The organism is Bradyrhizobium sp. OK095 (genome assembly GCF_900109945.1).
In the GTDB taxonomy this organism is placed as follows: domain Bacteria; phylum Pseudomonadota; class Alphaproteobacteria; order Rhizobiales; family Xanthobacteraceae; genus Bradyrhizobium.
This window is the reverse complement of the sequence record NZ_FOBX01000002.1, coordinates 292,533-317,308: the sequence shown is the minus strand read 5'-3', so window position 1 is coordinate 317,308 and position 24,776 is coordinate 292,533. Positions and strand designations below refer to the sequence as shown.

Annotated in this window: 24 protein-coding genes; 22 read left to right on the top strand and 2 right to left on the bottom strand. The window is 64.9% G+C overall.

Annotated features, from left to right (window positions below):
* Positions 1 to 21 precede the first annotated feature (21 nt).
* Together mmsA and mmsB are read left to right on the top strand one after the other, a co-directional pair.
* Positions 22 to 1,599: a multiple monosaccharide ABC transporter ATP-binding protein gene (gene mmsA, locus BMW89_RS06500; protein WP_092023876.1), complete on the top strand. Its 1,578-nt coding sequence runs from the start codon at positions 22 to 24 to the stop codon at positions 1,597 to 1,599.
* Positions 1,596 to 2,786 carry a multiple monosaccharide ABC transporter permease gene (gene mmsB, locus BMW89_RS06495; protein WP_092023874.1) on the top strand — a complete coding sequence of 397 codons (1,191 nt, stop codon included), beginning with the start codon at positions 1,596 to 1,598 and terminating at the stop codon, positions 2,784 to 2,786. The genes mmsA and mmsB overlap by 4 nt, the downstream gene beginning before the upstream one ends.
* A 132-nt stretch (positions 2,787 to 2,918) precedes the next feature.
* Here mmsB and BMW89_RS37245 read toward each other — a convergent pair whose 3' ends face one another.
* Positions 2,919 to 3,074 (bottom strand): hypothetical protein, encoded by a 156-nt coding sequence (locus tag BMW89_RS37245; RefSeq protein ID WP_177195871.1) that lies wholly within the window; start codon positions 3,072 to 3,074, stop codon positions 2,919 to 2,921.
* A gap of 141 nt (positions 3,075 to 3,215) precedes the next feature.
* On the opposite strand from BMW89_RS37245, the gene BMW89_RS06490 reads away from it, so the two are divergent.
* The 15 genes from BMW89_RS06490 (at position 3,216) to BMW89_RS06420 (ending at position 18,380) form a co-directional block, all read left to right on the top strand.
* Positions 3,216 to 3,791 (top strand): cytochrome c oxidase subunit 3 family protein, encoded by a 576-nt coding sequence (locus BMW89_RS06490; RefSeq protein WP_092023872.1) that lies wholly within the window; start codon positions 3,216 to 3,218, stop codon positions 3,789 to 3,791.
* A 2-nt stretch (positions 3,792 to 3,793) separates the two neighbouring features.
* Complete coding sequence (locus BMW89_RS06485; protein ID WP_092023870.1) at positions 3,794 to 4,054, top strand: cytochrome C oxidase subunit IV family protein; 261 nt, start codon at positions 3,794 to 3,796, stop codon at positions 4,052 to 4,054.
* Between the two features lie 115 nt (positions 4,055 to 4,169).
* Entirely contained in the window at positions 4,170 to 4,622 is a 453-nt protein-coding gene (locus BMW89_RS06480; protein ID WP_092023868.1) for a c-type cytochrome, read from the top strand.
* Between the two features lie 38 nt (positions 4,623 to 4,660).
* A complete protein-coding gene (locus BMW89_RS06475; protein ID WP_092023866.1) occupies positions 4,661 to 6,007 on the top strand; it encodes a cbb3-type cytochrome c oxidase subunit I in 1,347 nt (448 codons plus the stop codon).
* Positions 6,008 to 6,066: 59 nt separating this feature from the next.
* Positions 6,067 to 6,879 (top strand): CbbQ/NirQ/NorQ/GpvN family protein, encoded by an 813-nt coding sequence (locus tag BMW89_RS06470; protein ID WP_092023864.1) that lies wholly within the window; start codon positions 6,067 to 6,069, stop codon positions 6,877 to 6,879.
* Between the two features lie 10 nt (positions 6,880 to 6,889).
* Positions 6,890 to 8,809 (top strand): nitric oxide reductase activation protein NorD, encoded by a 1,920-nt coding sequence (locus BMW89_RS06465; RefSeq protein ID WP_092023862.1) that lies wholly within the window; start codon positions 6,890 to 6,892, stop codon positions 8,807 to 8,809.
* 79 nt (positions 8,810 to 8,888) lie between these two features.
* On the top strand, positions 8,889 to 9,551 hold the full coding sequence (locus BMW89_RS06460) for an HAD family hydrolase (RefSeq protein ID WP_092023860.1): 663 nt from the start codon (positions 8,889 to 8,891) through the stop codon (positions 9,549 to 9,551).
* 6 nt (positions 9,552 to 9,557) lie between these two features.
* Positions 9,558 to 10,508 (top strand): sugar-binding transcriptional regulator, encoded by a 951-nt coding sequence (locus tag BMW89_RS06455; protein WP_092023859.1) that lies wholly within the window; start codon positions 9,558 to 9,560, stop codon positions 10,506 to 10,508.
* Positions 10,509 to 10,814: 306 nt separating this feature from the next.
* Positions 10,815 to 12,125, top strand: coding sequence for an ABC transporter substrate-binding protein (locus tag BMW89_RS06450; protein ID WP_092023858.1), 1,311 nt, complete (start codon positions 10,815 to 10,817; stop codon positions 12,123 to 12,125).
* Between the two features lie 87 nt (positions 12,126 to 12,212).
* Positions 12,213 to 13,085 (top strand): carbohydrate ABC transporter permease, encoded by an 873-nt coding sequence (locus BMW89_RS06445; protein WP_177195870.1) that lies wholly within the window; start codon positions 12,213 to 12,215, stop codon positions 13,083 to 13,085.
* 4 nt (positions 13,086 to 13,089) lie between these two features.
* A complete protein-coding gene (locus BMW89_RS06440) occupies positions 13,090 to 13,920 on the top strand; it encodes a carbohydrate ABC transporter permease (RefSeq protein WP_092023856.1) in 831 nt (276 codons plus the stop codon).
* A 10-nt stretch (positions 13,921 to 13,930) separates the two neighbouring features.
* The gene (locus BMW89_RS06435) at positions 13,931 to 14,938 is read left to right on the top strand and encodes an ABC transporter ATP-binding protein (protein WP_092023855.1); all 1,008 of its coding nucleotides are present in this window, start codon (positions 13,931 to 13,933) and stop codon (positions 14,936 to 14,938) included.
* Positions 14,939 to 14,979: 41 nt separating this feature from the next.
* Complete coding sequence (locus BMW89_RS06430) at positions 14,980 to 15,753, top strand: SDR family NAD(P)-dependent oxidoreductase (RefSeq protein WP_092023854.1); 774 nt, start codon at positions 14,980 to 14,982, stop codon at positions 15,751 to 15,753.
* Between the two features lie 39 nt (positions 15,754 to 15,792).
* The gene (locus BMW89_RS06425) at positions 15,793 to 17,439 is read left to right on the top strand and encodes an FGGY-family carbohydrate kinase (protein ID WP_092023853.1); all 1,647 of its coding nucleotides are present in this window, start codon (positions 15,793 to 15,795) and stop codon (positions 17,437 to 17,439) included.
* 5 nt (positions 17,440 to 17,444) lie between these two features.
* Complete coding sequence (locus BMW89_RS06420; protein WP_092023852.1) at positions 17,445 to 18,380, top strand: carbohydrate kinase family protein; 936 nt, start codon at positions 17,445 to 17,447, stop codon at positions 18,378 to 18,380.
* Between the two features lie 6 nt (positions 18,381 to 18,386).
* Here the strand turns inward: BMW89_RS06420 and BMW89_RS06415 are convergent, their stop codons facing one another.
* The gene (locus BMW89_RS06415) at positions 18,387 to 19,274 is read right to left on the bottom strand and encodes a LysR family transcriptional regulator (RefSeq protein WP_092023851.1); all 888 of its coding nucleotides are present in this window, start codon (positions 19,272 to 19,274) and stop codon (positions 18,387 to 18,389) included.
* A 121-nt stretch (positions 19,275 to 19,395) separates the two neighbouring features.
* Here BMW89_RS06415 and BMW89_RS06410 point away from each other — a divergent pair, with 121 nt between their 5' ends.
* From BMW89_RS06410 to BMW89_RS06390, 5 genes are all read left to right on the top strand, one after another.
* Entirely contained in the window at positions 19,396 to 20,817 is a 1,422-nt protein-coding gene (locus tag BMW89_RS06410) for an amidase (protein ID WP_177195869.1), read from the top strand.
* A gap of 99 nt (positions 20,818 to 20,916) precedes the next feature.
* Entirely contained in the window at positions 20,917 to 21,867 is a 951-nt protein-coding gene (locus tag BMW89_RS06405) for an ABC transporter permease (RefSeq protein WP_092023849.1), read from the top strand.
* The gene (locus BMW89_RS06400; RefSeq protein WP_092023848.1) at positions 21,864 to 22,757 is read left to right on the top strand and encodes an ABC transporter permease; all 894 of its coding nucleotides are present in this window, start codon (positions 21,864 to 21,866) and stop codon (positions 22,755 to 22,757) included. Before BMW89_RS06405 ends, BMW89_RS06400 begins: the two co-directional genes overlap by 4 nt.
* A gap of 2 nt (positions 22,758 to 22,759) precedes the next feature.
* Positions 22,760 to 23,773, top strand: a complete 1,014-nt coding sequence (locus BMW89_RS06395; protein ID WP_177195868.1) for an ABC transporter ATP-binding protein — start codon at positions 22,760 to 22,762, stop codon at positions 23,771 to 23,773.
* Positions 23,770 to 24,771, top strand: coding sequence for an ABC transporter ATP-binding protein (locus BMW89_RS06390; RefSeq protein ID WP_092023846.1), 1,002 nt, complete (start codon positions 23,770 to 23,772; stop codon positions 24,769 to 24,771). Before BMW89_RS06395 ends, BMW89_RS06390 begins: the two co-directional genes overlap by 4 nt.
* The last annotated feature ends 5 nt before the right edge of the window (positions 24,772 to 24,776 follow it).

Below are 24,776 nucleotides of genomic sequence, written 5' to 3'. Positions count from 1 at the left end.
GCACTAAAGGACGTAACGACGATGACCGCCATGCTGGAAATGCGCAACGTCAGCAAGAGCTTTGCAGGCGTCCAGGCGCTGCGCGACGTCAATTTCTCGGTTCAGGCCGGCCAGATCCACGCCCTCGTGGGCGAGAACGGCGCCGGCAAGTCGACGCTGATGAAGGTGCTGAGCGGCGTCTACCCGGCCGGCAGCTACGAGGGCACCATCGTCTTTGAGGGCGAAGAGCGCCGCTTCCGCGACATCAACGATTCCGAGGCGCTCGGCATCATCATCATCCATCAGGAGCTGGCGCTGATCCCGCTGATGTCGATCGCCGAAAACATCTTCCTGTCGCACCCGCCGTCAAAGCTCGGCGTGATCGACCGCGACGAGGTCTATCGCCGCGCGCGCGACCTTCTCGCCCAGGTCGGCCTGAAGGAATCCCCGGATACGCTGATCACTGATCTCGGTGTCGGCAAACAGCAGCTGGTCGAGATCGCCAAGGCACTCTCCAAGCGGGTGCGGATGCTGATCCTGGACGAGCCGACCGCGAGCCTGAACGAGGCCGACAGCGCCGCGCTGCTCGAGCGCCTGACAGCCTTCCGCGCGCAGGGCATCGGCTCGATCCTGATCTCGCACAAGCTCAACGAGGTCGCCAAGGTCGCCGACCACATCACCGTGCTGCGCGACGGCCGCACCGTCGACAGCATCGATTGCCACGCCGAACCGATCCAGGAAGACCGCATCATCCGCAGCATGGTCAACCGCGATCTCGCCCATCGCTTTCCCGAACGCAGCGCGAAGATCGGTGAGCCCGTGCTCGAAGTCGCGAACTGGTCGGTCTATCACCCCATTCATCCCGAGCGGCAGGTGATCAAGAACCTCGATTTCAGTGTCAGGCGCGGCGAGGTCGTGGGCATTGCCGGGCTGATGGGTGCCGGCCGCACCGAGTTCGCGATGAGCCTGTTCGGCCGCTCCTGGGGTACCAATATCAGCGGCCGCATCCGCCTCGAAGGCCATGAGATCGCGCTGTCGAGCGTTGCGGCTGCGATCGACGCCGGCCTTGCCTATGTCACCGAGGACCGCAAGCACCTCGGGCTGATCCTCGCCGACGACGTCCGCAAGAACATCACGCTGGCAAGCCTCGACCAGGTCGCGCCTAACCGGGTGATCGACGACATCGCCGAGCTGAAAATCGCCAGCGACTACCGCAACCGCATGCGGATCCGTTGCTCCGACGTCTACCAGGAGACCGGCCAGCTTTCCGGCGGCAACCAGCAGAAGGTGGTGCTGTCGAAATGGCTGATGACCGACCCCAAGGTCTTGATCCTGGACGAGCCGACAAGGGGCATCGACGTCGGTGCCAAATACGAGATTTACTGTATCATCAACGAGCTGGCAGAAGCCGGCCGCGGCGTCGTGGTGATCTCCTCGGAGATGCCCGAGCTGCTCGGCGTCTGCGACCGCATCTGCGTCATGAACGACGGCGCCTTCGTCGGCGAGTTCAAGGGCGCTGACGCGACACAGGAAAAGATCATGCGCGCGATCATGCGCAACGAACGAAGCAACGGAAACGGCGTGCCTGAGGCCGCGGAGATGGGAGGATCGCAGCCATGACCGACAAGACGGTTTCGCTGCCCGAGGAGCGCCGCCACGGCAGCTTCATCAAGAACAATTTACGCAATTACGGCATGCTGCTGTCGCTGATCGCGATCATGCTGTTCTTCCAGGTGATGACCGGCGGCACGCTGCTGCAGCCGCTCAACCTGACCAATCTGGTGCTCCAGAACAGCTACATCGTCATCATGGCGCTGGGCATGCTGCTGGTGATCGTCACCGGGCACATCGACCTCTCGGTCGGGTCGGTCGCGGGCTTCGTCGGCGCGGTCGCGGCCGTGCTGATGGTGACCTACAAGGTCGATTACACGCTCGCCTTCATCGCCTGCCTCGTGGTCGGCGCGGCCATCGGCGCCGCGCAAGGCTATTGGGTCGCCTATTTCAAAATCCCGTCCTTCATCGTCACGCTGGCCGGCATGCTGGTGTTCAAAGGTCTCGCGCTCGCAGTGTTGCAGGGCCAGTCGCTCGGGCCGTTTCCGCCGACCTTCCAGAAACTGTCGTCCGGCTTCATTCCCGAGATATTGCCCGAGGCCGGCACGCTGCATCCGACCTCGATGCTGATCGGTGCCGTGCTGGCGCTCGGTCTCGTCTATGCCGGCGCCAAGGGACGATCGCGCGAGCAGCTGCACGGCATCGAGGTCGAGCCTTACGCGTTCTTCCTCGGCAAGAGCATCTTGCTCGCCTGTGCCGTGCTCTATTTCACCTATCTGATCGCCTCGCATCGCGGCCTGCCCAACGTGCTGGTGATCATGGGCGCGCTGATCGCGCTCTACGGCTTCGTCACCCGCCGCACCGTGATCGGCCGGCAGATCTACGCGGTCGGGGGCAACGCCAAAGCGGCAAGCCTGTCGGGCATCAAGACCGAGCGGCTGACCTTCCTCACCTTCGTCAACATGGGCGTGCTCGCAGCGCTTGCCGGCCTCGTCTTCGCCGCACGCCTCAACACCGCGACCCCGAAGGCCGGCCTCGGCTTCGAGCTCGACGTCATCGCGGCGTGCTTCATCGGTGGCGCCTCTGCCTATGGCGGCGTCGGGCGCGTCGGCGGCGCCGTGGTCGGCGCCATGATCATGGGCGTGATGAACAACGGCATGTCCATCCTCGGGATCGGCATCGACTACCAGCAGGTCATCAAGGGCCTGGTGCTGCTGGGTGCGGTGTGCATCGACGTGTATAATCAGCGGAGATAGGCGGTCTCATAGGGCGGGTTAGCCCTGCGACTGCGCGAAGCGCAGTTCGCACGGCGTAACCCACCAACGCCTGTCACCGCGGATACAGAATTGGTGGATTACGCCTTCGGCTAATCCAACCTACGGCAGCCGTTACTGCGTCGTGAACAACACCGTCGCGATGGCGACGGAGAGGCTCACCGCCGATACGGTCGCCACGGTCGAGAGCACGCCCATCTTCCTCAACGCGATGGCGAAGACGATGATGATGGGCGTCGCGGTCATCAGCCCGAGTTGTGCTTCGCTCATCGTTATCAGCCACTCCGCGGAACGCCAAAGAAACGCCAAGCCCGTTTCTATCGCGCTCCGGCGTCCGCTCATTTGTCCTGCAACAAACTCGACCCAGCCCGTGTGAGCTAACTTTGTCCGGTGTCCTGGTCCGGAAAGACGATGTCCACGGCCGATTGCGAACAACAGGGAAACGGCTGGGGAATTTTGGAAGATCTCCCCGGCGATCCCATGATCTGGGTGCTGATCTTCAGCGAGCTCGTCGCCTTCGGCCTGTTTCTTGGCGCCTTCACGGTCGCGCGTGCGATTCATCCGGCCGTGTTCGCGGCCGGGCAGGCGGCGCTCGATTCGAAGCTCGCCGGCCTCAATACTCTCGTGCTGGTGACCAGCGGCTGGGCTGCCGCCCGGGCCACGAAATCCGCGCGGGCTGGTGAAAAGCGGACGTCGCGCCGCTGGCTCCTCGTCGCGATGGCGCTCGGCGGGGTCTTCATCGCGATCAAGCTCACCGAATACGCCGAAGAAATCGGTCGCGGCATCGGGCTCGAAACCAGCCCGTTCTTCACGCTCTACTTCCTGCTGACCGGTTTCCATCTCCTGCATGTCTGTCTCGGCATCATTATCCTTGCCGTGGTCTGCTGCCGCGCTGAAATAACCGGCGTCGAGACCGGCGGCGCGTTCTGGCACATGGTCGATCTGGTCTGGATCGTCATGTTCCCGATTCTCTATCTGGTGCGGTGACGATGCCGGGTCGCCTCGACATCACCTGGATCGCGTTGATCGGCCTCGCGCTCGCAACCATCCTGTTGCCGCCACTGCTGCCGCGACCGCTGCTCGGCAACGCCGTGCTGCTGGTCCTTGCCGCCATCAAGGGCCGCCGAATCGCACTCGACTTCATGGATCTCAGGGCCGTGCCCGCGCTCTGGCGCGGTCTCGTCAGCGCATGGATCGTCACCGTGCTGCTGTTTGCCTGGCTTGCGTCCGCCGTCATCGCCCTGATCTGACGCCGCCAACGCGAGCGCTCATTGCGCCCCGACAAAGACCCGTCCGGCCCAATCGGCAAGATACAGCATCACTGCTTCTTCACGACTGGATTCACACAACGGATAAGGATTGGCAATGGCTGAACGCCTGACCAAGTCGGCGGCCCGAAATGTCTTCTATGGCGGCTCGGCCTTTTTCTTCGCCATTTTCCTGGGGCTGACGGCGCACAGCCATTACTACATGGTCACGACCTCGACGGATGCGCCCACGCTGACCGCGGCGGTCGCGCGCGGCAAGCATGTCTGGGAGCGCAACTCCTGCATCAACTGCCACACGCTGCTCGGCGAGGGCGCCTATTTCGCGCCTGAAGTCGGCAACGTATGGGACCGCTGGGGCGGCAAGGAGGATCCGGCCGGCGCGCGCGAGACGCTGAAGGCCTGGATGCAGTCGCAGCCCTCGGGCGCGGAAGGGCGGCGGCAGATGCCGCAATTCAACCTGAACGACCAGGAGCTGAACGATCTTGCCGACTTCCTGCAATGGGTGAGCACGATCAAGCGCCAGGACTGGCCGCCGAACAAGGCCGGCTGAGCGCGCTGCATTCGTCTTCAAGACAGAGAGAAATCGAGATGAAATATCAAACCCAGAAAGTCGCGATGCTGTATTTCTACGGCGCGCTGACGCTGTTCCTGGCCCAGGTCGTGTTCGGCCTGCTCGCCGGAACCATCTACGTCCTGCCGAACACCCTGTCGGTCATCCTTCCCTTCAACATCGTCAGGATGATCCACACTAACGCGCTGATCGTGTGGTCGCTGATCGGCTTCATGGGCGCGACCTACTTCCTGTTGCCTGAGGAAACCGAGACCGAGCTGTACAGCCCGCTGCTCGCAAAAATCCAGTTCTGGATGTTCTTTGGCGCGGCCGGCGTGGCCGTGGTCGGCTATCTCTTCCACTACCACGAGGGCCGCGAATTTCTCGAACAGCCCTTCATCATCAAGGTTGGCATCGTCGTGGTGTGCCTGATGTTCCTGTTCAACGTCACCATGACGGCGCTGAAGGGCCGCAAGACCACGGTCACCAACATCCTGTTGTTCGGCCTGTGGGGCGTTGCGATCTTCTTCCTGTTCGCCTTCTACAATCCGGCCAATCTGGCGGTCGACAAGATGTACTGGTGGTACGTCGTCCATCTCTGGGTCGAAGGCGTCTGGGAGCTGATCATGGCCTCCGTGCTCGCCTATCTCATGATCAAGCTCAACGGCATCGATCGCGAGGTCGTCGAGAAGTGGCTCTATGTCATCATCGGCCTTGCGCTGTTCTCCGGCATCCTCGGCACCGGCCACCATTTCTACTGGATCGGCGCGCCCGGCTACTGGCAGTGGATCGGTTCGCTGTTTTCCACGCTCGAGGTCGCGCCGTTCTTCACCATGGTGATCTTCACGGTGCAGATGACCTGGAAGGCCGGCCGCAAGCATCCGAACCGCGCTGCGCTGTTGTGGTCGGTCGGCTGCTCGGTGATGGCGTTCTTAGGCGCCGGCGTCTGGGGCTTCCTGCACACGCTGTCCTCGGTGAACTACTACACCCATGGCACCCAGCTCACCGCCGCACACGGCCATCTCGCCTTCTTCGGCGCCTATGTGATGCTCAATCTTTCCGTCATGGCCTACGCGATCCCGCAGCTCAAGGGGCGTGCGCCCTATAATCAGTGGCTCTCGATGGCGAGCTTCTGGATCATGTGCACGGCGATGATGACCATGACCTTCGCGCTGACCTTCGCCGGCGTGATCCAGGTCCATCTCCAGCGCATCCTCGGCCAGAGCTACATGGACGTGCAGGACCAGCTCGCGTTCTTCTACTGGATCCGGCTCGGCTCCGGCGTGTTCGTTGCGATCTCCGCCCTGATGTTCGTCTGGGCCGTGCTGGTGCCGGGCCGCGAGAAGCAGGCGACTGTCCCAGGCGCACTGCAACCGGCGGAATAGCGAACAGCGGCGGCCGCGTTCGTCGCGGCCGCCGTGCCATGTGAATCCGGAGAGAGATCATGAAAGCTGCCCTTCACGCCGTCACGACACAAGCGCCCGAGCTACCGGCCTATGTCGAAAGCCGCAACGAATGCGCGCTGTTCGAGCATGCGTGGCGGCATCAGCTGCCGGTCCTGCTGAAGGGGCCGACCGGTTGCGGCAAGACCCGCTTCGTCGCGCATATGGCGGCGCGGCTGGGCTTGCCGCTCCACACCGTCGCTTGCCACGATGATCTCACCGCAGCCGATCTCACCGGCCGCTATCTGCTCAAGGGCGGCGACACCGTGTGGACCGACGGTCCGCTGACGCGCGCGGTGCGCGAGGGCGGCATCTGCTATCTCGATGAAGTCGTGGAGGCACGCAAGGACGTCACCGTCGTGCTGCATCCGCTCACCGACGACCGCCGCATCCTGCCGCTCGAGCGCACCGGCGAGGAGCTCGCCGCACCCGACAGCTTCATGCTCGTGGTTTCCTACAATCCCGGCTACCAGACACTGCTCAAGGCGCTGAAGCCGTCGACGCGCCAGCGCTTCGTCGCCATCGAGTTCGGCTTCCTGCCGCCGGAGCAGGAGATCGCGGTGGTCGCTGCCGAAAGCGGGCTCGCGCCCGGCTACGTCCGTCCGCTGGTCCTGCTTGCCGGCCGGCTGCGCGCGCTGAAGGGTCACGATCTGGAGGAGGGCGTCTCGACCCGTCTCATCGTCTATTGCGCCACGCTGATTGCGGCTGGAGCCTCGATTGCCGATGCGGTGCTCGCCGGCATGATCGAGCCGCTGACCGATGATTCCGACGTCAAGGCCGCGCTGCTCGACGTCGCGCGCGCCGTGATCTCCTGAGGGGTATCAGATGCTCGATTTCCTCGAGCTTGAAGAAACCGTCGGCCGGGCCTGGCATCGCCTCGTCGGCGGCACCGCGAGCTATCCGGTTCATGCCGAACACGCGGTGTCGCTTGCCGAGGTTCGCAGCCGTATCGCCATCATGTTCCGCGCCCTCGGCGGCGAGACGGGCGTGCAGATCGCGAGCGTCAGTGCCCGCCGCACCGGCCACCGGCTCGGCTGGCGGCAGCGCATCGGGCTCGGCGACGAGCGCCTGGGGCAGCCGGGGCGCGATTCCGCGACGATTTTCCTGCCTGACAGCATCGCTATCTTTCCCGATCGCGAGCTGAACGCCGCGCTGTATCGCTGGCTCGCGGCATGGTTCGCATTTGCGCCCAGCGAGGCGATCGCGGCGGTCGATCCACTGCGGCGCGATCTGCTGATGCTGCGGCGGACCAGCGAGATTGCGGTGCTCGTGCTGACCGAATGTCCCGGTCTCACGGAGGATTACGCACGGCTCGCAACGGCCACGGCGATGGCGCGTCCTCGCCGGCCATTGCCGCGGATCGAACAGGACATGGAGCAGATCGTGCTCGCGCTGCTCGGCGCCGATACGTCGCCCGCCGGCACGCTGTGGCCCGCGATGATGGGAACGGGGCCGCTGCCGGACAGAGCGCCGCCGGGTTATCATTCGATCCTGCCATGCCCGCTCTGGGGCGATTGCTGGGCGCGCGAGCTCTCTCCCGCGCATGTGGGTGACGACGAGAGCGCGCCGGCCTCGGCGCCTGCAGCATCGGACGACCGCAAGCGCTTTGCCGTGCGCGAGCGCGACGACGGCGCCAACCGCCGAGATCCCTTCGTGCTCAACCGCTTCGAAAAGATTCTCGCGATGGCCGAGATGGTCAATGTCGACCGTCCCGCTGACGACAGCGACGATGAGGATGCGAAGAAGGCCGCCGACGATCTCGAGGAGATCACGCTCAGCCGCCGCAGCGGCAAGCCCGCGAGCCGGCTCAAATTCGATCTCGACCTGCCGCCGGAGGCGCTCGATGCCTCGCGCTTGAACGCGGAGTTGACCTATCCCGAATGGGATTATCGTAGCCACGCCTATCTGCCCGATCATTGCCGTGTGCTCGCGGGCGCGGCCTCCGAGCGAGGCGAGAGCTGGACGCCGGATGAGACCGTGCGCCGCCACATCCGCCAGGTGCGCCGCCGCTTCGAGGTCTTGCGGCCGCGTCACGAATTGATGCGCGCGCAAGCCGATGGCCACGATCTCGATCTCGACGCGCTCGTGCGCGCGCGCTGCGATCTCCGCGCCGGCGGCAATGGCGCCGGTCTCGATCGCGTCCACATGGCGATGCGGCCGCAGGGCCACGATCTCGCCGTCACGCTGCTGGTCGACGTCTCGCTCTCGACGGATGCCTGGGTCGACGGCTATCGCGTGCTCGATGTCGAGAAAGAGGCACTTCTCGTGCTAGCGCACGGGCTGTCGGCCTGCGGCGACCACCATAGTATCCTGACCTTCACCTCGCGCCGGCGCTCCTGGGTGCGGCTGGAGACGGTCAAGGCGTTCGGCGAGCCGATGAGTGGAGCGGTCGAGCGCCGCATCGGCGCGCTCAAGCCGGGCTATTACACGCGGATCGGCGCGGCAGTGCGCCACGCCTCGGCCGGGCTCGCGCGCCAGCCGCAGCGCAAGAAGCTGCTGCTCGTCCTCACCGACGGCAAGCCGAACGATGTCGATCATTATGAGGGGCGCTTCGCGGTCGAGGACACCCGCAAATCCGTGCAGGAGGCGCGGCGGCTCGGCATCGCCACATTCGGCGTGACCGTCGATGCCACTGCGCAGTCCTACTTCCCGACGTTGTTCGGCCGCGGCGGCTACGCCATCGTCGGCAACATCCGCCGGTTGCCCGCGGCGTTGCCGGCGATCTATCGGCAGGTGGCCCATTGAACCAGTGCGGTAAAACCCGCGGCGTCGTGTTTTCTGGTGAACTATTGCTCATCAATTGGGTATATGATCGAATGGCCGAATGGAGCAGGGCCGGAACAAAACCGATCTGATCATCTTCGATTGCGACGGCGTGCTCGTCGACAGCGAGCTGCTGAGCTGCCAGTGCCTGTCCGACGAGCTGTCCGAATTTGGGATATCGCTGACGCTTGCGCAGGCGCTCGAGCTGTTTCTCGGGAGAAGCACGAGCGCGGTCACGCAGTATTTTCGCGAGCTCGGCCAGGCGGTGCCGGTCGATTTCCCCGTCCGGCTGAAGTCGCGCGTGCTGATCGCCTTCGAGAGGGCGCTCCAGCCGATTCCGGATGTCGAGACCGTCCTGTCCGGCTTGCGCGCGCCATATTGCGTGGCCTCGTCGAGTGATCTCGACCGCGTCGCGCTGTCGCTGAAGGTGACCGGCCTCGCGCCGTATTTCGACGACCGGATCTACACCGCGCAAATGGTCGCGCACGGCAAGCCCGCGCCGGATCTCTTCCTTTACGCGGCTGACAAGATGGGCGCGCAACCTGTGCGCACGCTGGTGATCGAGGACAGCGTCAGCGGTGTGCAGGCCGCCAAGGCCGCCGGCATGATGGTCTGGGGATTTGTCGGCGGCAGCCATTATCGCGCCCGCGACGGCCGCGCTATATTGTCCGCCGCCGGGGCCGATCGGGTCTTTGCGCGCATGAGCGATTTCTGGGAGGCATAGGCCGCCATGGCCGCCGAGAACGAAAAGTCGAGGCTCGACGATGCCGCGCGTGCCGGCTGGCTCTATTTCATTGCCGGTCACACCCAGGACGAGATCGCAAAGATGCTCCAGGTCTCGCGCGCCTCGGCGCAGCGGCTGGTGTCGCTGTGCCTCGCCGAGCGGCTGATCACGTTCAGGCTCGAACATCCCATCGCCGCCTGCATGGAATTGGCGGCGCGTCTGAAGGAGCGGTTTGATCTCGCTTATTGCGAGGTGGTGCCGGCCGATCCCGCGGCGCCGCAGGCCACCGCAGGCATCGCCGAACGCTGCGCCAATCTGCTCGATGCGACGCTGCGCTCGGAGACGCCTGTCATCGTCGCACTCGGCACGGGGCGGGCGGTGCGCGCCGCAGTCGAGCGCGTTACGCCGATCGACCGGCCCAACCACCAGATTGTCTCGCTGGTCGGCAACATCTCCGCCGACGGCTCGGCTAGCTTTTACGATACCGTCGGCCGGCTCGCCGATCGCACCGGCGCGCGGCACTATCCGATGCCGCTGCCGTTCCTGATGTCGTCGGAAGACGAGCGCAACAAGATGGTGCGAATCGAGCCGATTGCGAAGGTGAAGGCGGTTGCGGCCAAGGCGGATTTGCGCCTCGTCGGCATCGGCCAGATGGACCAGAAGGCCCAGGTCCATGTCGACGGCTTCGTCACCCGCGATGAGCTGTTCGAGATGATGCGGCAGGGCGCGATCGGCGAGATCACCGGCTGGGCCTACGACTCCAAGGGCCGCCTGCTCAAGGCTGGCACCAACAAGCGCCTGACCAGCATCCCGCCGGAAGTGCCGGCCAAGACCACGACGATTGGTGCAGCGATCGGTGCGGCCAAGGTGCCCGCGATCGCGGCGGCATTGAACGGACGCTTGATCAACGGGTTGATCACTGACGAGACGACGGCAAGGGCGATTCTGGAGCGGTAGGGCGGCGATCTTGCCGCTTGCTCTGCCGTCATCGTCCGCCTTGTGCGCGGTTGCGCATTGGGGCGGACGATCCAGTACGCCGCGGCCTCGCTTGGGGCAAACCAACTGACGACACGGCGTACTGGGTGCCCCGCTTTCGCGGAGCACGACAGTGTGGGCCGAGCTACATCTCCTACCACTCCCGCACCGCAGCACTCATAAGTTGCCGAAACACCCGCGCGCCTGCTTGACAACCGCCATCTCTCGATTGAACATACGCCCAACGCGTGGGCATATGCTCAAAAGCGCGAGCTTAGGGAGGTCACCGTGAAACTAGTCCTCGGCGCCGTCTGCGGCGCGTCTGTGCTGTTGGCTATCCCCGCGATGGCCGAAACGACCCTGACGATCGCCACCGTCAACAATGGCGACATGATCCGCATGCAGGGGCTGACGGCTGAATTCACCAAGAAGAACCCCGACATCACGGTCAAATGGGTGACGCTGGAGGAGAACGTGCTGCGCCAGCGCGTCACCACTGACATCGCCACCAAGGGCGGCCAGTTCGACGTCCTGACCATCGGCACCTATGAGGTGCCGATCTGGGCCAAGAAGGGCTGGCTGGTGCCGCTGGCCAATCTCGGCGCGGACTATGACGTCGCCGACCTCCTGCCCAAGATCAAGGACGCCGTCTCCGTCGACGGCAAGCTCTATGCCGCGCCGTTCTATGGCGAGAGCTCGATGGTGATGTACCGCACCGATCTGTTCGACAAGGCCGGCCTGAAGATGCCGGAAAAGCCGACTTGGGATCTCGTCATCGACGCTGCCAAGAAGCTGACCGACAAGAGCGCCGGCACCTACGGCATTTGCCTGCGCGGCAAGGCCGGTTGGGGCGAGAACATGGCGTTCCTCTCGGCGATGGCCAATTCCTACGGCGCGCGCTGGTTCGACGAGAAGTGGGAGCCGCAGTTCAACACGCCGGAATGGAAGGCGACGCTCACGACCTACGTCAATTTGATGAAGGACGCCGGTCCTCCCGGCGCGAGCTCGAACGGCTTCAATGAGAATCTCGCGCTGTTCAACGCCGGCAAGTGCGCGATGTGGATCGATGCGACGGTCGCGGCGTCCTTCGTCACCAATCCGAAAGACTCCAAGGTCGCCGACAAGGTCGGCTTCGCGCTCGCGCCCAACACCGGGCTCGGCAAGAACGCCAACTGGCTGTGGGCGTGGAATCTCGCGATCCCCGCCGGCTCCAAGAAGACCGAAGCCGCCGAGAAGTTCATCGCCTGGGCGACCAGCAAGGACTACACCAAGACCGTCGCCGCGAAGGAGGGCTGGGCCAACGTGCCGCCGGGCACGCGGACCTCGCTCTACAAAAATGAAGAGTATCTGAAGGTCGCGCCTTTCGCAAAACTGACGCTGGCCTCGATTGATGCTGCCGATCCGAACAAGCCGACGGTAAAGCCTGTGCCTTACGTCGGCGTGCAATACGCGGCGATCCCTGAATTCCAGGGCATCGGCACGCAGGTGGGCCAGCAATTCTCGGCGGCGCTTGCGGGATCGATGACGGTCGATGCCGCCCTCACCGCGGCGCAATCGGTGACCGAGCGCGAGATGAAGCGCGCCGGCTACATCAAGTGAACCCGAGCTCTCCCTGAGCTCAAACTTGCGGCCATCCACCACCCTGGATGGATGGCCGCCTTCTTCCCCCAAGCGGAGACGTCAGGAATGGCAACCCGGCAAACGCAGCTTCTTGCGCGGACGCTCCTGACGCCGGCCGTCGGGCTCCTGTTCATCTGGATGATCGTCCCGCTCGCGCTGACGATCTACTTTTCGACCTTGCATTACAGCCTGCTCGATCCCGGCTCCGAGTCGTTCGTTGGGTTGGAAAATTTCCGCTACTTCCTCACCGATCCCGCCTTTCTCGCTTCGCTCCAGAACACGCTTGTGCTGGTCGGCTCCGTGCTGGCGTTGACCGTCCTGCTCGGGATTCCCCTGGCGCTGCTGCTGGATCAACCCGTGATCGGCCTCAACATCGTGCGGTTGATGGTGATCGCGCCGTTCTTCGTGATGCCGACGGTGAGCGCGCTGGTCTGGAAGAATCTCCTGATGCACCCGGTCTCCGGGCTGTTTGCCTGGATCGCGTCGGTGTTTGGGCTCACCCCGATCGACTGGTTCACCGATGCGCCGCTATTGGCCGTGATCCTGATCGTGTCCTGGCAATGGCTTCCGTTTGCGACCCTGATCCTGCTCACCGCGATGCAGTCGCTCGACGAGGAGCAGAAGGAGGCCGCCGAGATGGATGGCGCCAGCGCCGTCTCGACCTTCATCTACATCACGCTGCCGCACCTCGCGCGTCCCATCACGGTGGTGATCCTGATCGAGACCATTTTCCTGCTCACGGTCTTTGCGGAAATTTACGTCACCACGGGTGGCGGCCCCGGACTGTCGACCACCAACATCGCCTTCCTGATCTACTCGCAGGCACTGATCCAGTACGATGTCGGCACCGCCTCGGCGGGCGGCCTCGTCGCTGTCGTGATCGCCAACATCGTCGCCTTTTTCCTCGTCCGCATCGTCGGCCGCAATCTGGAGGCATGAGAGCATGGCGCGGAAGTCGACGACGCAGCGGGTGGTGATTTCGACGATCGGGGCGTGGTTCTTCGGCTTCCTGATCTTCTTCCCGATCCTGTGGATGGTGCTGGCGAGCTTCAAGACCGAGCTTGAGGCCTTCGCCATTCCGCCGTCCTTCCTGTTCTTCCATTGGACCACGGAAAACTATGCGACCGTGCAGGAGCGCAGCGACTATTTTCACCACGCACTGAACTCGATCATCATCGCCGGCGGCTCGACCTTGATTGCGCTGCTGATCGCGATCCCCGCGGCGTGGTCGATGGCGTTCTCGCCGACCAAGCGCACCAAGGACATCCTGCTCTGGATGCTCTCGACCAAGATGATGCCGCCGGTCGGCGTGCTGGTGCCGATCTACCTGATCTACAAGACTTTTGGTTTGCTCGATTCCCGCATCGGCCTCGTCTTCATCCTCTGCCTCGGCAATCTGCCGATCGTGATCTGGATGCTGTTCACCTATTTCAAGGAGATCCCGCGCGATATCCTCGAGGCCGCGCGCATGGACGGCGCTACCATCGGCCGCGAGCTCGTCTACGTGCTGACGCCGATGGCGATCCCGGGGCTGGCCTCGACCATGCTGCTCAATCTGATCCTGGCCTGGAACGAGGCGTTCTGGACGCTGAATCTGTCGACCTCGGAAGCTGCGCCGCTCACCACCTTCATCGCCTCGTACTCCAGTCCGGAAGGGCTGTTCTGGGCAAAGCTGTCGGCGGCGTCGACGCTGGCGATCGCGCCCATTCTCGTCCTCGGTTGGTTCAGCCAGAAGCAGCTCGTGCGCGGGCTCACCTTTGGCGCGGTGAAATAAAGGGGCTGCCATGGGTCAGATCACACTTCAGGACGTGCAGAAATCCTTCGGCCCCGTGCACATCATCAAGGGCGCCGACCTCGAGATTGCCGATGGCTCCTTCGTGGTGTTCGTGGGACCGTCAGGCTGCGGTAAGACCACGCTGCTGCGACTGATCGCGGGCCTCGAGGACGTCTCCGGCGGCAAGATTTTGATCGACGGCAAGAACGTCGTCGACACGCCGCCGGCCAAGCGCGGGCTCTCGATGGTGTTCCAGTCCTACGCGCTCTATCCGCATATGAGCGTACGCGGCAATATCGGCTTCGGCCTGAAGATGGCCGGCTTGTCGAAGGACGAGACCAATCGCAAGGTTGAAGCCGCGGCCGCGACGCTGAACCTCACCCCCTATCTCGACCGCAAGCCGCGCGAGCTCTCCGGCGGCCAGCGCCAGCGCGTCGCGATTGGGCGGGCCATCGTGCGCGAGCCCAAGGCGTTTTTGTTCGACGAGCCGCTCTCCAATCTCGACGCGGCGTTGCGCGTGCAGATGCGGATCGAGGTCACGCGGCTCCAGAAGCAGCTCGGCACCACCGCGATCTACGTCACCCACGACCAGGTCGAGGCCATGACCATGGCCGACAAGATCGTCGTGCTCAACGGCGGCAAGATCGAGCAATATGGCTCGCCGTTGGAGCTCTACGAGCGGCCGGCCAATCTCTTCGTCGCCGGCTTCATCGGCTCGCCGAAAATGAATCTCGTCACCGGCGAGAACGCCTTGCAACACGGCGCGGCCACCATCGGCGTGCGTCCGGAGCATCTCAAGATCGAGCGCGACGGTGCCGGGGGCTGGCAGGGAACGATTGCGGTCGCCGAACATCTCGGCAGCGACACCTTCCTTTATGTCGATGTCGGCCCGCTCGGCATGTTGACCGCGCGCTATATCGGCGAATTGAGCCTGCATGCCGGCGACCACGTGTCGCTGCAGCCCGACCCCGCGCGCATCCACCGCTTCGACGCGGGCGGCAACGCCCTTCGGAGCTAACAAGAAACGGCAAGAAAACTTCAAGAAACGGGAATACCAAAATGTACCTGGAAAAATTCAAGCTGACCGGCAAAACCGCGTTCATCACCGGCGGAGGGCAGGGCATTGGCCTTGGCTGCGCCGAAGCGCTGGCCGAAGCCGGCGCCAAAGTGATCATCGGCGACCGCGACAGCAAGGTCGCCGACAGCGCGAAAGCCGAGCTGAAAGCGAAAGGCTACGACATCGAGACCGCGATCATGGACGTCACCGACACCAAACGGGTTGCGGAGGTGGCGAACGATCTTGTCGCCCGCCATGGCAAGGTCGACATCCTCGTCAACAATGCCGGCATCGCCCGCAGCGAGACGCCGGCCGAGACTGTCACCGACGAGCACTGGCTCAATGTCATCGACGTCAATCTCAACGGCACCTTCTGGTGCTGCCGCGAATTCGGCAAGCACATGCTCAAGGCGAAGAGCGGCGCCATCGTCAATGTCGGCTCGATGTCCGGATTCATCGTCAACAAGCCGCAGGAGCAGTGTTTCTACAACGCCTCCAAGGCCGGCGTGCACCATCTGACCAAATCGCTCGCGGCCGAATGGGGCGCGCGCGGCGTCCGCGTCAATGCGGTGGCGCCGACCTATATCGAGACGCCGCTCAACGCCTTCGTGAAGAGCAACGCCAAAATGTACGACGCCTGGATCGGTGGAACCCCGATGGCGCGGATGGGGCAGGTCGAGGAGATCGCCTCGGTCGTGCTGTTCCTCTCGTCAGAGGCCGCGAGCCTGATGACCGGCAGCATCGTGCTGGTGGATGGCGGCTACACTTGCTGGTAGGCTTGCGCCAAAACTGGCGGAAAGCGACCGGGAGTGACAATGCCGCGAGCGTATATCGGCGTCGACGTGGGGACCACGAGCACGCGGGCAGGGGTGTTTGACGAGGCGGGCACGTTGCTGGCGACGGCGAAGCATCCGATCAGGATCTGGCATGAGGCCGGCGACATCGTCGAGCAATCGTCGTCCGACATCTGGGACGCCTGCGTGACATCGGTGCGGGCGGCGATGGCGGAGGCAGCGATTGCGCCTGACAGCGTCGGCGGCATCGGTTTCGACGCCACCTGTTCCCTGGTGGTGCTCGACCGCCAGGGCGAGCCGGTCACCGTTAGCGCTTCCGGCGACAAGCAGCGCAACGTCATCGTCTGGATGGACCATCGTGCCACCGCCGAGGCACGGCTGATCAACGAGACCGGGGATGCCGTGCTGCGCTATGTCGGCGGTTCGATCTCGCCCGAGATGGAGATGCCGAAACTGTTGTGGCTCAAGCGCCATCTGCGCGCGAGTTTTGACGCGGCCGGTCATTTTTTCGATCTGGCCGACTATTTGACCTGGCGCGCGACCGGATCACTGCAGCGCTCGACCTGCACCGTCACCTGCAAATGGAACTATCTCGCGCATGACGGCGGCGGCTGGAGTGCGCCGTTCTTCGAGCGTATCGGCCTGTCTGACTTCGTCACCGAAAAATACATCCGCATCGGCACCGAGATCGTCGCGCCCGGCACGCGGCTCGGCGAAGGTCTCACCCGCACAGCCGCCGCCGAGCTCGGCCTGTCGCCGGGCACGCCGGTCGGTGCATCGCTGATCGATGCCCACGCCGGCGGCATCGGCGCGATCGGCGGCCGCGACGGATCGGGCGGGACGAGCGATGTCAGCGACCGTCTCGCCTACATCATGGGAACGTCGGCCTGCATCATGGCGACGACGAAGGAGCCGTGCTTCGTGCCGGGCGTGTGGGGCCCCTATTATTCCGGCATGGTGCCGGACTTCTGGCTCAACGAGGGCGGCCAGTCGGCCGCGGGCGCGGCGATCGACCATCTCCTCAAGTCGCATCCGGGCCACGCTGATGCGAGCGCGGCGGCGCGGAGCGAAAATATCGATCTGATCGAGTACCTCGAGCGGCGCATCATCGCGCGCACGGGTGACGCCAGCCGCGCCGCGCTTCTCGCCCGCGACATCCATGTGCTGCCCGAATTCATCGGCAATCGCTCGCCTTATGCCGATCCTGATACCCGCGCGGTCATCGCGGGCCTCGATCTCGACACCGATGTCAGTTCGATGGAGCGGCTGTTCGTCGCCGGTCTGTGCGGGCTCGCTTATGGGCTCGCCGAAGTGATCGAGGCCTTTGCCGCGCACGGTGTCCGTGCAGGCATCATGATTATGGGCGGCGGCGCCAGCCGCAGTCCGCTGGTGCGGCAGATCATGGCGGATACCACGGGCCTCACGGTCGCGCTGCCGCAGACCAAGGAGCCGGTGCTGCTCGGTGCCGCGATGCTCGGCGCGGTGGCCGGTGGTGCTTACGCCTCCATCGGCGAGACCATGGCAAAAATGTCGGCGCTGGGGCGCAAGAGCGAGCCGACCGCGCCCGACATGGCTGCGTTTCACGCCCGCAAGCGCGACGTGTACAAGCTGCTGCGCGAGGTCGATCGCGGCAGCCGTGCCGCGATGCGCGATGGTCCCAAGGGTTGAAACGGATGCTGATTTCTTGCGGCGATGCGCTGATCGATTTCGTGCCGACGCGAAACGCGGAGGGGCGCGAGGCGGTGATGCCCGCGGTCGGCGGCTCCTGCCTCAATGTCGCGATCGGCATGGCGCGGCTCGGTGCGCCCTCAGGCTTTGTCGGCGGCATTTCGACCGACCTGTTCGGGCGCATGATCGCAGATCATGCCGCGGCGTCGAATGTCGACCTTGGCCTTGCCACGCGCAGCGATCACCAGACCACGCTCGCCTTCGTCCGCATCGTCGCGGGCGAGTCGCACTACGCCTTTTACGATGCCGAGACAGCGACGCGGAACTGGACTTACCGGCGCGGGTCCATTCCCTTCGACACTGTTGAAGCGCTCCATGTCGGCTCGACCACGCTGGTCAACGACCAGGGCGCCGCCGAGACCAAAGCGCTGATCGCGGATGCGCGGGCATCGTCCACGATCTCCTTCGATCCGAACTGCCGTCCCAATCTGGTCAGGGACAAGCCGGCCTATCTCGTGCGCATGGCCGAGTTCGCGAACCAGGCCGATCTCATCAAGATGTCGGACGTCGATTTCGCCTATTTGTTTGGCGAACAACCCTATCAGCAACGTGCGAGCGCGCTGCTCGGGCAAGGCACCAGCCTCGTCGTCATCACCCGCGGCAACAACGGCGCCATCGCCTGGCACGCGGGGGCAGGGCAGATCGAGGTCACTGCTCCAAAGGTCGCGGTCGCCGACACCATCGGCGCCGGCGACAGCTTTCAGGCGGCGCTGCTGTTCGCCCTGCACAGACTGGGACGTCTCGCGCGCGACAGGCTGAAGGACATCAGCACTGAGGAGCTGCGCCGCGCATTATCTTTTGCCGCCAATTGCGCCGGCCTGACCTGCACCCGTCCGGGTGCCGATCCGCCCTGGAGCCACGAGGTCAAGTGGAGCCTGTAGCCGGCGTCACAGTCGCGCGACGGCCTTCTCGGCGCATTTGAGGAAGGTTTTGATCAGCGGGCTCTGCGAATCCCGCCGCCAGCAGACCGCGATGTCGATGGAATCGGTGGCCTCACGCAGCGGCCTGAACACGATGCCGCGCGGCGCGCCGAGCTGCGCACAGGCCGGCAGGATCGCAAAACCTTCGCCCGCAAGAACGAGGCTCATCGCCGAATGCACCGTCTCGACCCGGCTCGCGATCGGCATCACCACCTGGTGCCGGCGCAGCAGGGCGACGACGGCGGAGGAGGCGGGGCCATGGTCGGGATGGGGCAGCGCGATCAGCGGACGGCCCTGCAACCTCGCCATCGGCACCGAGCTCAGGCGGGCGAGTGGCGAGCTCTTCGGCATCACGAGCATGAAGGGCTGCGCGCCGATCCGCGCCACCTGGATCTCGGGATGGTTGATGGCCGGCATGCACAGCGCCACCGTGACGCTGCGGTCGAGCAGCCGGGCCTCGCGCGTCGAGGCGCTGAGCTCGGCGAAGCCGAGATCGACGCCGGGAATCGCGCGGCGCAACTCGGGGATCAGCCGCGGCAGCATCGCATTCGCCAGCACGAACATGTAGCCGACCGACAGCCGCCCGCGCCGCCCCGAGGCGACCGCGCGCGCGGCTTCGGCCCCGTCGGCGGCCAGCGCCAGCGCTTCGCTGGCGCGCGCCAGCAGCGCCTGGCCCGCTTCGGTGAGGTCCATGCCGCGGGTGCCGCGGAGGAACAGCGGCGCGCCGATCTCGGCCTCGAGCTTGCGGATCTGGACGGAGAGCGGAGGTTGCGCCATGCGCAGCCGCTCGGCGGCCTTGCCGATGCTGCGCGCCTCGGCGACGGCGACGAAATAGCGGAGCCGGCGAAGATCCATTGGCATACCGAAAACGTATGGGTTGGCGTCTAAAATCGTATTGGACGGCGAGTTAACAAAACTGTCATGATCGCTGTCAATGCTATCGGCCAATGGCGGCCGGCTTCGGAGCGATGTGACGATGAACGGCGATCCCTGTCTGCTGTCCGCAACCGAGCTGCGCGGTCTCATCGCGACAAAGCAGATATCCCCCGTCGAGCTCACCCGCGCCGTGCTCGCCCGCGCCGAGGCGCTCCAGCCCGAGCTGAACTGCTTCATCACGATCTGTGGCGACGAGGCGCTTGCCGAGGCCCGCGCGGCCGAGCGCAAATTGATGGCCGGCGAGCCGCTCGGCCTGCTGCACGGCATCCCCGTCACCGTCAAGGACATCGTCAACACCAAGGGCGTCAAGACCACCTTCGGCGCCGTTCCCTACAAGGACAATGTACCCACCGAGGACGCGGTGGCGGTGGCGCGGCTGCGCAGTGCGGGCGCGATCCTGATCGGCAAGACCACGACGCCGGAATTTGGCAGCAAGTGCCTGACGGATTCACCCCTGTTCGGCCGCACCCGCAATGCGTGGGACGCCTGCCGCTCCTCCGGCGGCTCCAGCGGCGGCGCGGCCGTGGCGGTGGCGAGCGGCATCGCACCGCTGGCGATCGCGACCGACGGCGGCGGCTCGACCCGGATTCCCGCCGCCTGCAACGGCGTGGTCGGCCTCAAGCAGAGCAACGGGATCATTCCGCATAGCCAGGCGCTGGATGTGTTCGGCAACCAGACCTATGTCACGCCGATGACGCGCACCGTCGCCGACACCGCGTTGATGATGCAGGCGATGGCAGGCGAGGACCCTGTCGATCCTTGGTCGATCGGCGTTCCCGTGCCCGATTTCATCGGCACCGCCGCCCCGCACGGCGATCTGCGCGGGCAGCGCATCCTGTACTGCCTGACGCCGCCGGGACGTCCGGTGGCCGCCGAAGTCGAAGCCAGCTTCAAGGCCAGCCTCGACCGGCTGGCGGGCCTCGGCGCCGAGCTCGAGGAATTCTCCGGCGAAGGTTTCGACATCGAGCCGATCTGGCGCGCCATCAACCACACCGTCTGGCGCACGCGCTTTGCCAAGCTCGCGGAGGAGCACGGGGACGCGCTGAGCGAGGCCTTCCTCAAGCAGCTCGCGCTCGCGACCGAAGTCAGCGGCGTCGACTATCAGGAGGCGATGTTCGCGCGCACCGCGCTGTTCCGCCGCGTGCAATCCCTGCTTGCGCGCGGACACTTTCTGGCGATGCCGACGCTGACCCGCACCGCGCTGCCTATCAAGCAGGATTTGTTCGGCACCATCGAGATCGACGGGGTGCATTTCGACAGCGTCCGGCCGCATTGGTTCCCCTGGACCATGCCGTTCAACATGACCGGGCATCCCGCCATCAGCCTTCCCTCAGGCTTTGGCCGCGACGGCCTGCCGATCGGGCTCCAGCTGGTCGGCCGCTTCCGGGCGGATGCCGAATTGCTGCGCGTCAGCGCGCTGTTCGAGGTGTCAGCCGACCTTCTGTCCCGCTGGCCGGAATGACGGTATGCGCATGCAGCAAAGCCGTTGCTCGCAAAGCCCTTGCGTCCGCCGTCCGGACATGGTGTTCGTGCCGCTGATGAGCCCTGAAACCGAGCGCGCATGAGCGTATTTGTCCTCCGACGTCTATTGACCTTGCTGGCGACGCTGGTCGGCGCATCCTTGATCATCTTCCTGGTGCTGGATGCGCTTCCGGGCAACGCCGCGCAGATGCTGATGGGTGCCGACGCCTCGCCGGATGCGGTGCGCGCGCTCACGGTCAAGCTCGGGCTCGACCAGCCGCTGGCGGTCCGTTACCTGCTTTGGATCAAGGGGCTTCTCGTCGGCGATCTCGGCAACAGCTATGTCTACGGTACGCCGGTCGCGAGCCTGATCGCGGAGCGGCTGGTGCTGACCATTCCGCTCGCGATCATGTCGATGCTGATTTCGGTGACGCTGGCGCTCTCGGCTGGCATCTACACTGCCGCCAACCACAACAAGCTCGGTGATGTCGGCGTGATGTCGCTGACGCAAGTGGGCATCGCGCTGCCAAACTTCTGGTTCGCGATCCTGCTGGTGCTGCTGTTCTCGGTGCGGCTGCAATGGCTCTCGGCCGGCGGCTTCCCGGGCTGGGAGGATGGCGTCTGGCTCGGAATCAAATCGCTGCTGCTCCCGGCAATTTCGCTCGCAGTGGTGCAGGCCGCGATCCTTGCGCGCGTCACGCGCTCGGCCGTGCTCGAAGTGCTGCGCGAAGATTTTGTTCGGACCGCGCGTGCGAAGGGGCTTGGCAAGCGCGAGGTGCTTTGGAGCCATGTGCTGCGCAACGCCATGATCCCCGTGATGACGGTGATGGGCCTGCAATTCGCCAATCTGCTCGCCGGCACCATCGTGATCGAGAACGTGTTCTATCTGCCCGGCCTCGGCCGGCTGATCTTCCAGTCGATCGCCAACCGCGACCTGATCGTGGTGCGGAATTGCGTGATGCTGCTTGCGACCATGGTCGTCATCGTCAATTTCGTGGTCGACGTGCTCTATGCCTATATCGATCCTCGCATCAAGGTGCACGATTTGTGAGCGCGCCCTTGACCACCCCGATTGACGCAACCGCCGCGACGCGACGTCTGCCGGCCAAAACCTTCTGGGGCCGCGCGCTCCGCCATCGCAGCTTTGTGCTGGGCGGTGCGCTGAGCCTGCTGGTGCTTGCCTCGGCACTGCTCTCGCTGGTGTGGACCCCGTGGTCGCCTTACGAGATCGACATCGCCTCAAAGCTCCGGCCACCATCGATGGAGCACTGGCTCGGCACCGATTCCTTCGGCCGCGACATCGTCTCGCTGCTGCTTGCGGGTGCCCGCGCCACCATCATGGTCGGCATCATCGCGGTCAGCATCGGTCTCACCTTCGGCGTCTGCCTCGGCCTGATTGCGTCGGCCAAGCGCGGCTGGACCGAAGAGATCATCATGCGCTTCTCCGATTTCACCTTCGCCTTTCCGGCCGTGCTGTCGGCGATCATGCTCGCCGCGGTCGCAGGGCCGGGCATGCTGACCTCGATCGTCGCGATCGGCATTTTCCAGATCCCGACATTGACCCGGCTGACGCGTGGCTCGGCGAATGCGATCTGGGCGCGTGAATTCGTGCTGGCCGCGCGCGCCTCGGGGAAGGGCAAATTTCGCATCACCGTCGAGCATGTCTTGCCCAACATCCTGTCGATCCTGATCGTGCAGGTCACCATCCAGTTCGCGCTCGCGATCCTTGCCGAAGCTGCCTTGTCCTATCTCGGTCTCGGCACGCAGCCACCGCAGCCGTCCTGGGGCCGCATGCTGAACGACGCGCAGACCTTGCTGTTCCAGTCGCCGATGCTTGCGGTCTATCCGGGTGCGTCGATCGCAGTCGCCGTGCTCGGCCTCAATCTTCTCGGTGACGGATTGCGCGATCTGCTCGATCCCCGGCTGGCGCGGGAGCGATGACGATGGCTGAGCGCTCCGACAAGCCGCTGATCGACGTCAGCAATCTCGGCGTCCGCCTCAACACCAGCCGCGGGCCGGCGCAGGCGGTGCGCGGCGTCAGTTTTGCGCTGAAGCGCGGCGAGACGCTCGGGCTCGTCGGTGAATCCGGCTGCGGCAAGTCGGTCACCGCGATGTCGCTGATGGGCCTGTTGCCCGATAGCGCCGTCGTCACCGGCAGCATCAGGCTCGATGGCAACGAGCTCGCCGGGCTTGCCGATGCGGATTATTGCAAGCTGCGCGGCAACCGCATCAGCATGATCTTCCAGGAGCCGATGACCGCGCTCAACCCGATGCACACGATCGGCCATCAGGTCGCCGAGCCGCTGCGGCGTCACAAGAAATATTCGGCGGCGCAGGCGCGGCGCGAGGCGATCGCCTTGCTCGACCGTGTCGGACTGCCCGATCCGGCAAAACGTATCGATGCCTATCCGCACCAGTTCTCTGGCGGCCAGCGCCAGCGCGTCACCATTGCGATGGCGCTCGCCTGCGAGCCCGATTTGTTGATTGCGGACGAGCCGACCACCGCGCTCGACGTCACCATCCAGGGCCAGATCCTCGACCTCATCGCCGATCTCGTCGAGGAGCGCGGCATGTCGATGATCCTGATCTCGCACGATCTCGGCGTCATTGCCGAGAATGTCCAGCGCATGATGGTGATGTATGGCGGCACGGTCGTCGAGAGCGGCCCGACCGACGAAGTCTTCCGCCGCATGGGCCATCCCTACACGCAGGGCCTGTTCCGCGCCCGCCCGAAGCTCGGCGCACGCAAGGGGACGCGACTGACGACGATTTCGGGCACCGTGCCGGAGCTTGCCGATCTGCCTGCGGGCTGTGCCTTCGGCGAGCGCTGTCCGCTGGTCGAGGACAAATGCCGCACGGCGCTGCCGCCGATGGTCGAGGTTGGTCCCAGCCACATCGTGCGTTGCGTGCGCACCGATGTCTCGATGGCCGCCAATGTCGGAGCGCTGTCCGCATGAGCACCGCGCCTCTTCTCGATGTGAAGGATCTCGAGCAGCGCTACATGCTGCCGCGCGAGAGCCTGTTTCGTCCGCCCGGCCAGGTGCGCGCACTCAACGGCGTCAGCGTGCAGGTCCAGGCCGGCAAGAGCCTCGGCATCGTCGGCGAGTCCGGTTCCGGCAAGTCCACCTTTGCCCGCGTGGTGATGGCGCTGGAGCGGCCGACCTCGGGGCAGGTCGCGCTGCTTGGCCGTGACCTCAACCGCATCCCGGCCGACGAGCTGCGCCGCGCCCGCCGCGACTTCCAGATGGTGTTCCAGGACCCTTATGGCTCGCTCGATCCGCGCCAGACCATCGCGCGCATCGTCGCCGAGCCACTCACCGTGCTGGATGACGCCGACCGCACGACCTTCCGCGAACGTGTTGCTGCGGCGCTGCGCCAGGTCGGCTTGCGCGATGCCGACATGGAGAAATATCCGCACGAATTCTCCGGCGGCCAGCGTCAACGCATCGCCATTGCGCGTGCGCTGATCACCCAGCCAAAGCTGATCGTCGCCGACGAGCCGGTCTCCGCGCTCGACGTCTCCGTGCAGGCGCAGGTGCTCAACCTGATGCAGGACCTCCAGGAACAGTTCGGGCTGAGCTACGTCCTGATCAGCCACGACCTCGCGGTGGTCGACTATCTCTGCGACGAGGTCGCGGTGATGTATCTCGGCCGTATCGTCGAGCAGGGGCGCCCGGAGGATCTGTTCGAGCACTGCGCCCATCCCTATACGCGGGCGCTGCTCGACGCGGTGCCGCGGGCGCGCGCGGGTGGCCGGCGTCGGCGCGGGGCCCAGGCGATCGCCTCTCAATCGGCGACGGCAACGGGGTGTCCCTATGTCGCGCGCTGTGCGCTGGCTGACCAGCATTGCCGCGATGCCCCGCCTGAGCTACGCAAGGTGGGCGAGGGACACCTTGCCGCCTGTCACAAGGCAGAGGCCGTGATGGCGTTGCCGCTAGCCGCCATGGAGGGTTAGTGTCC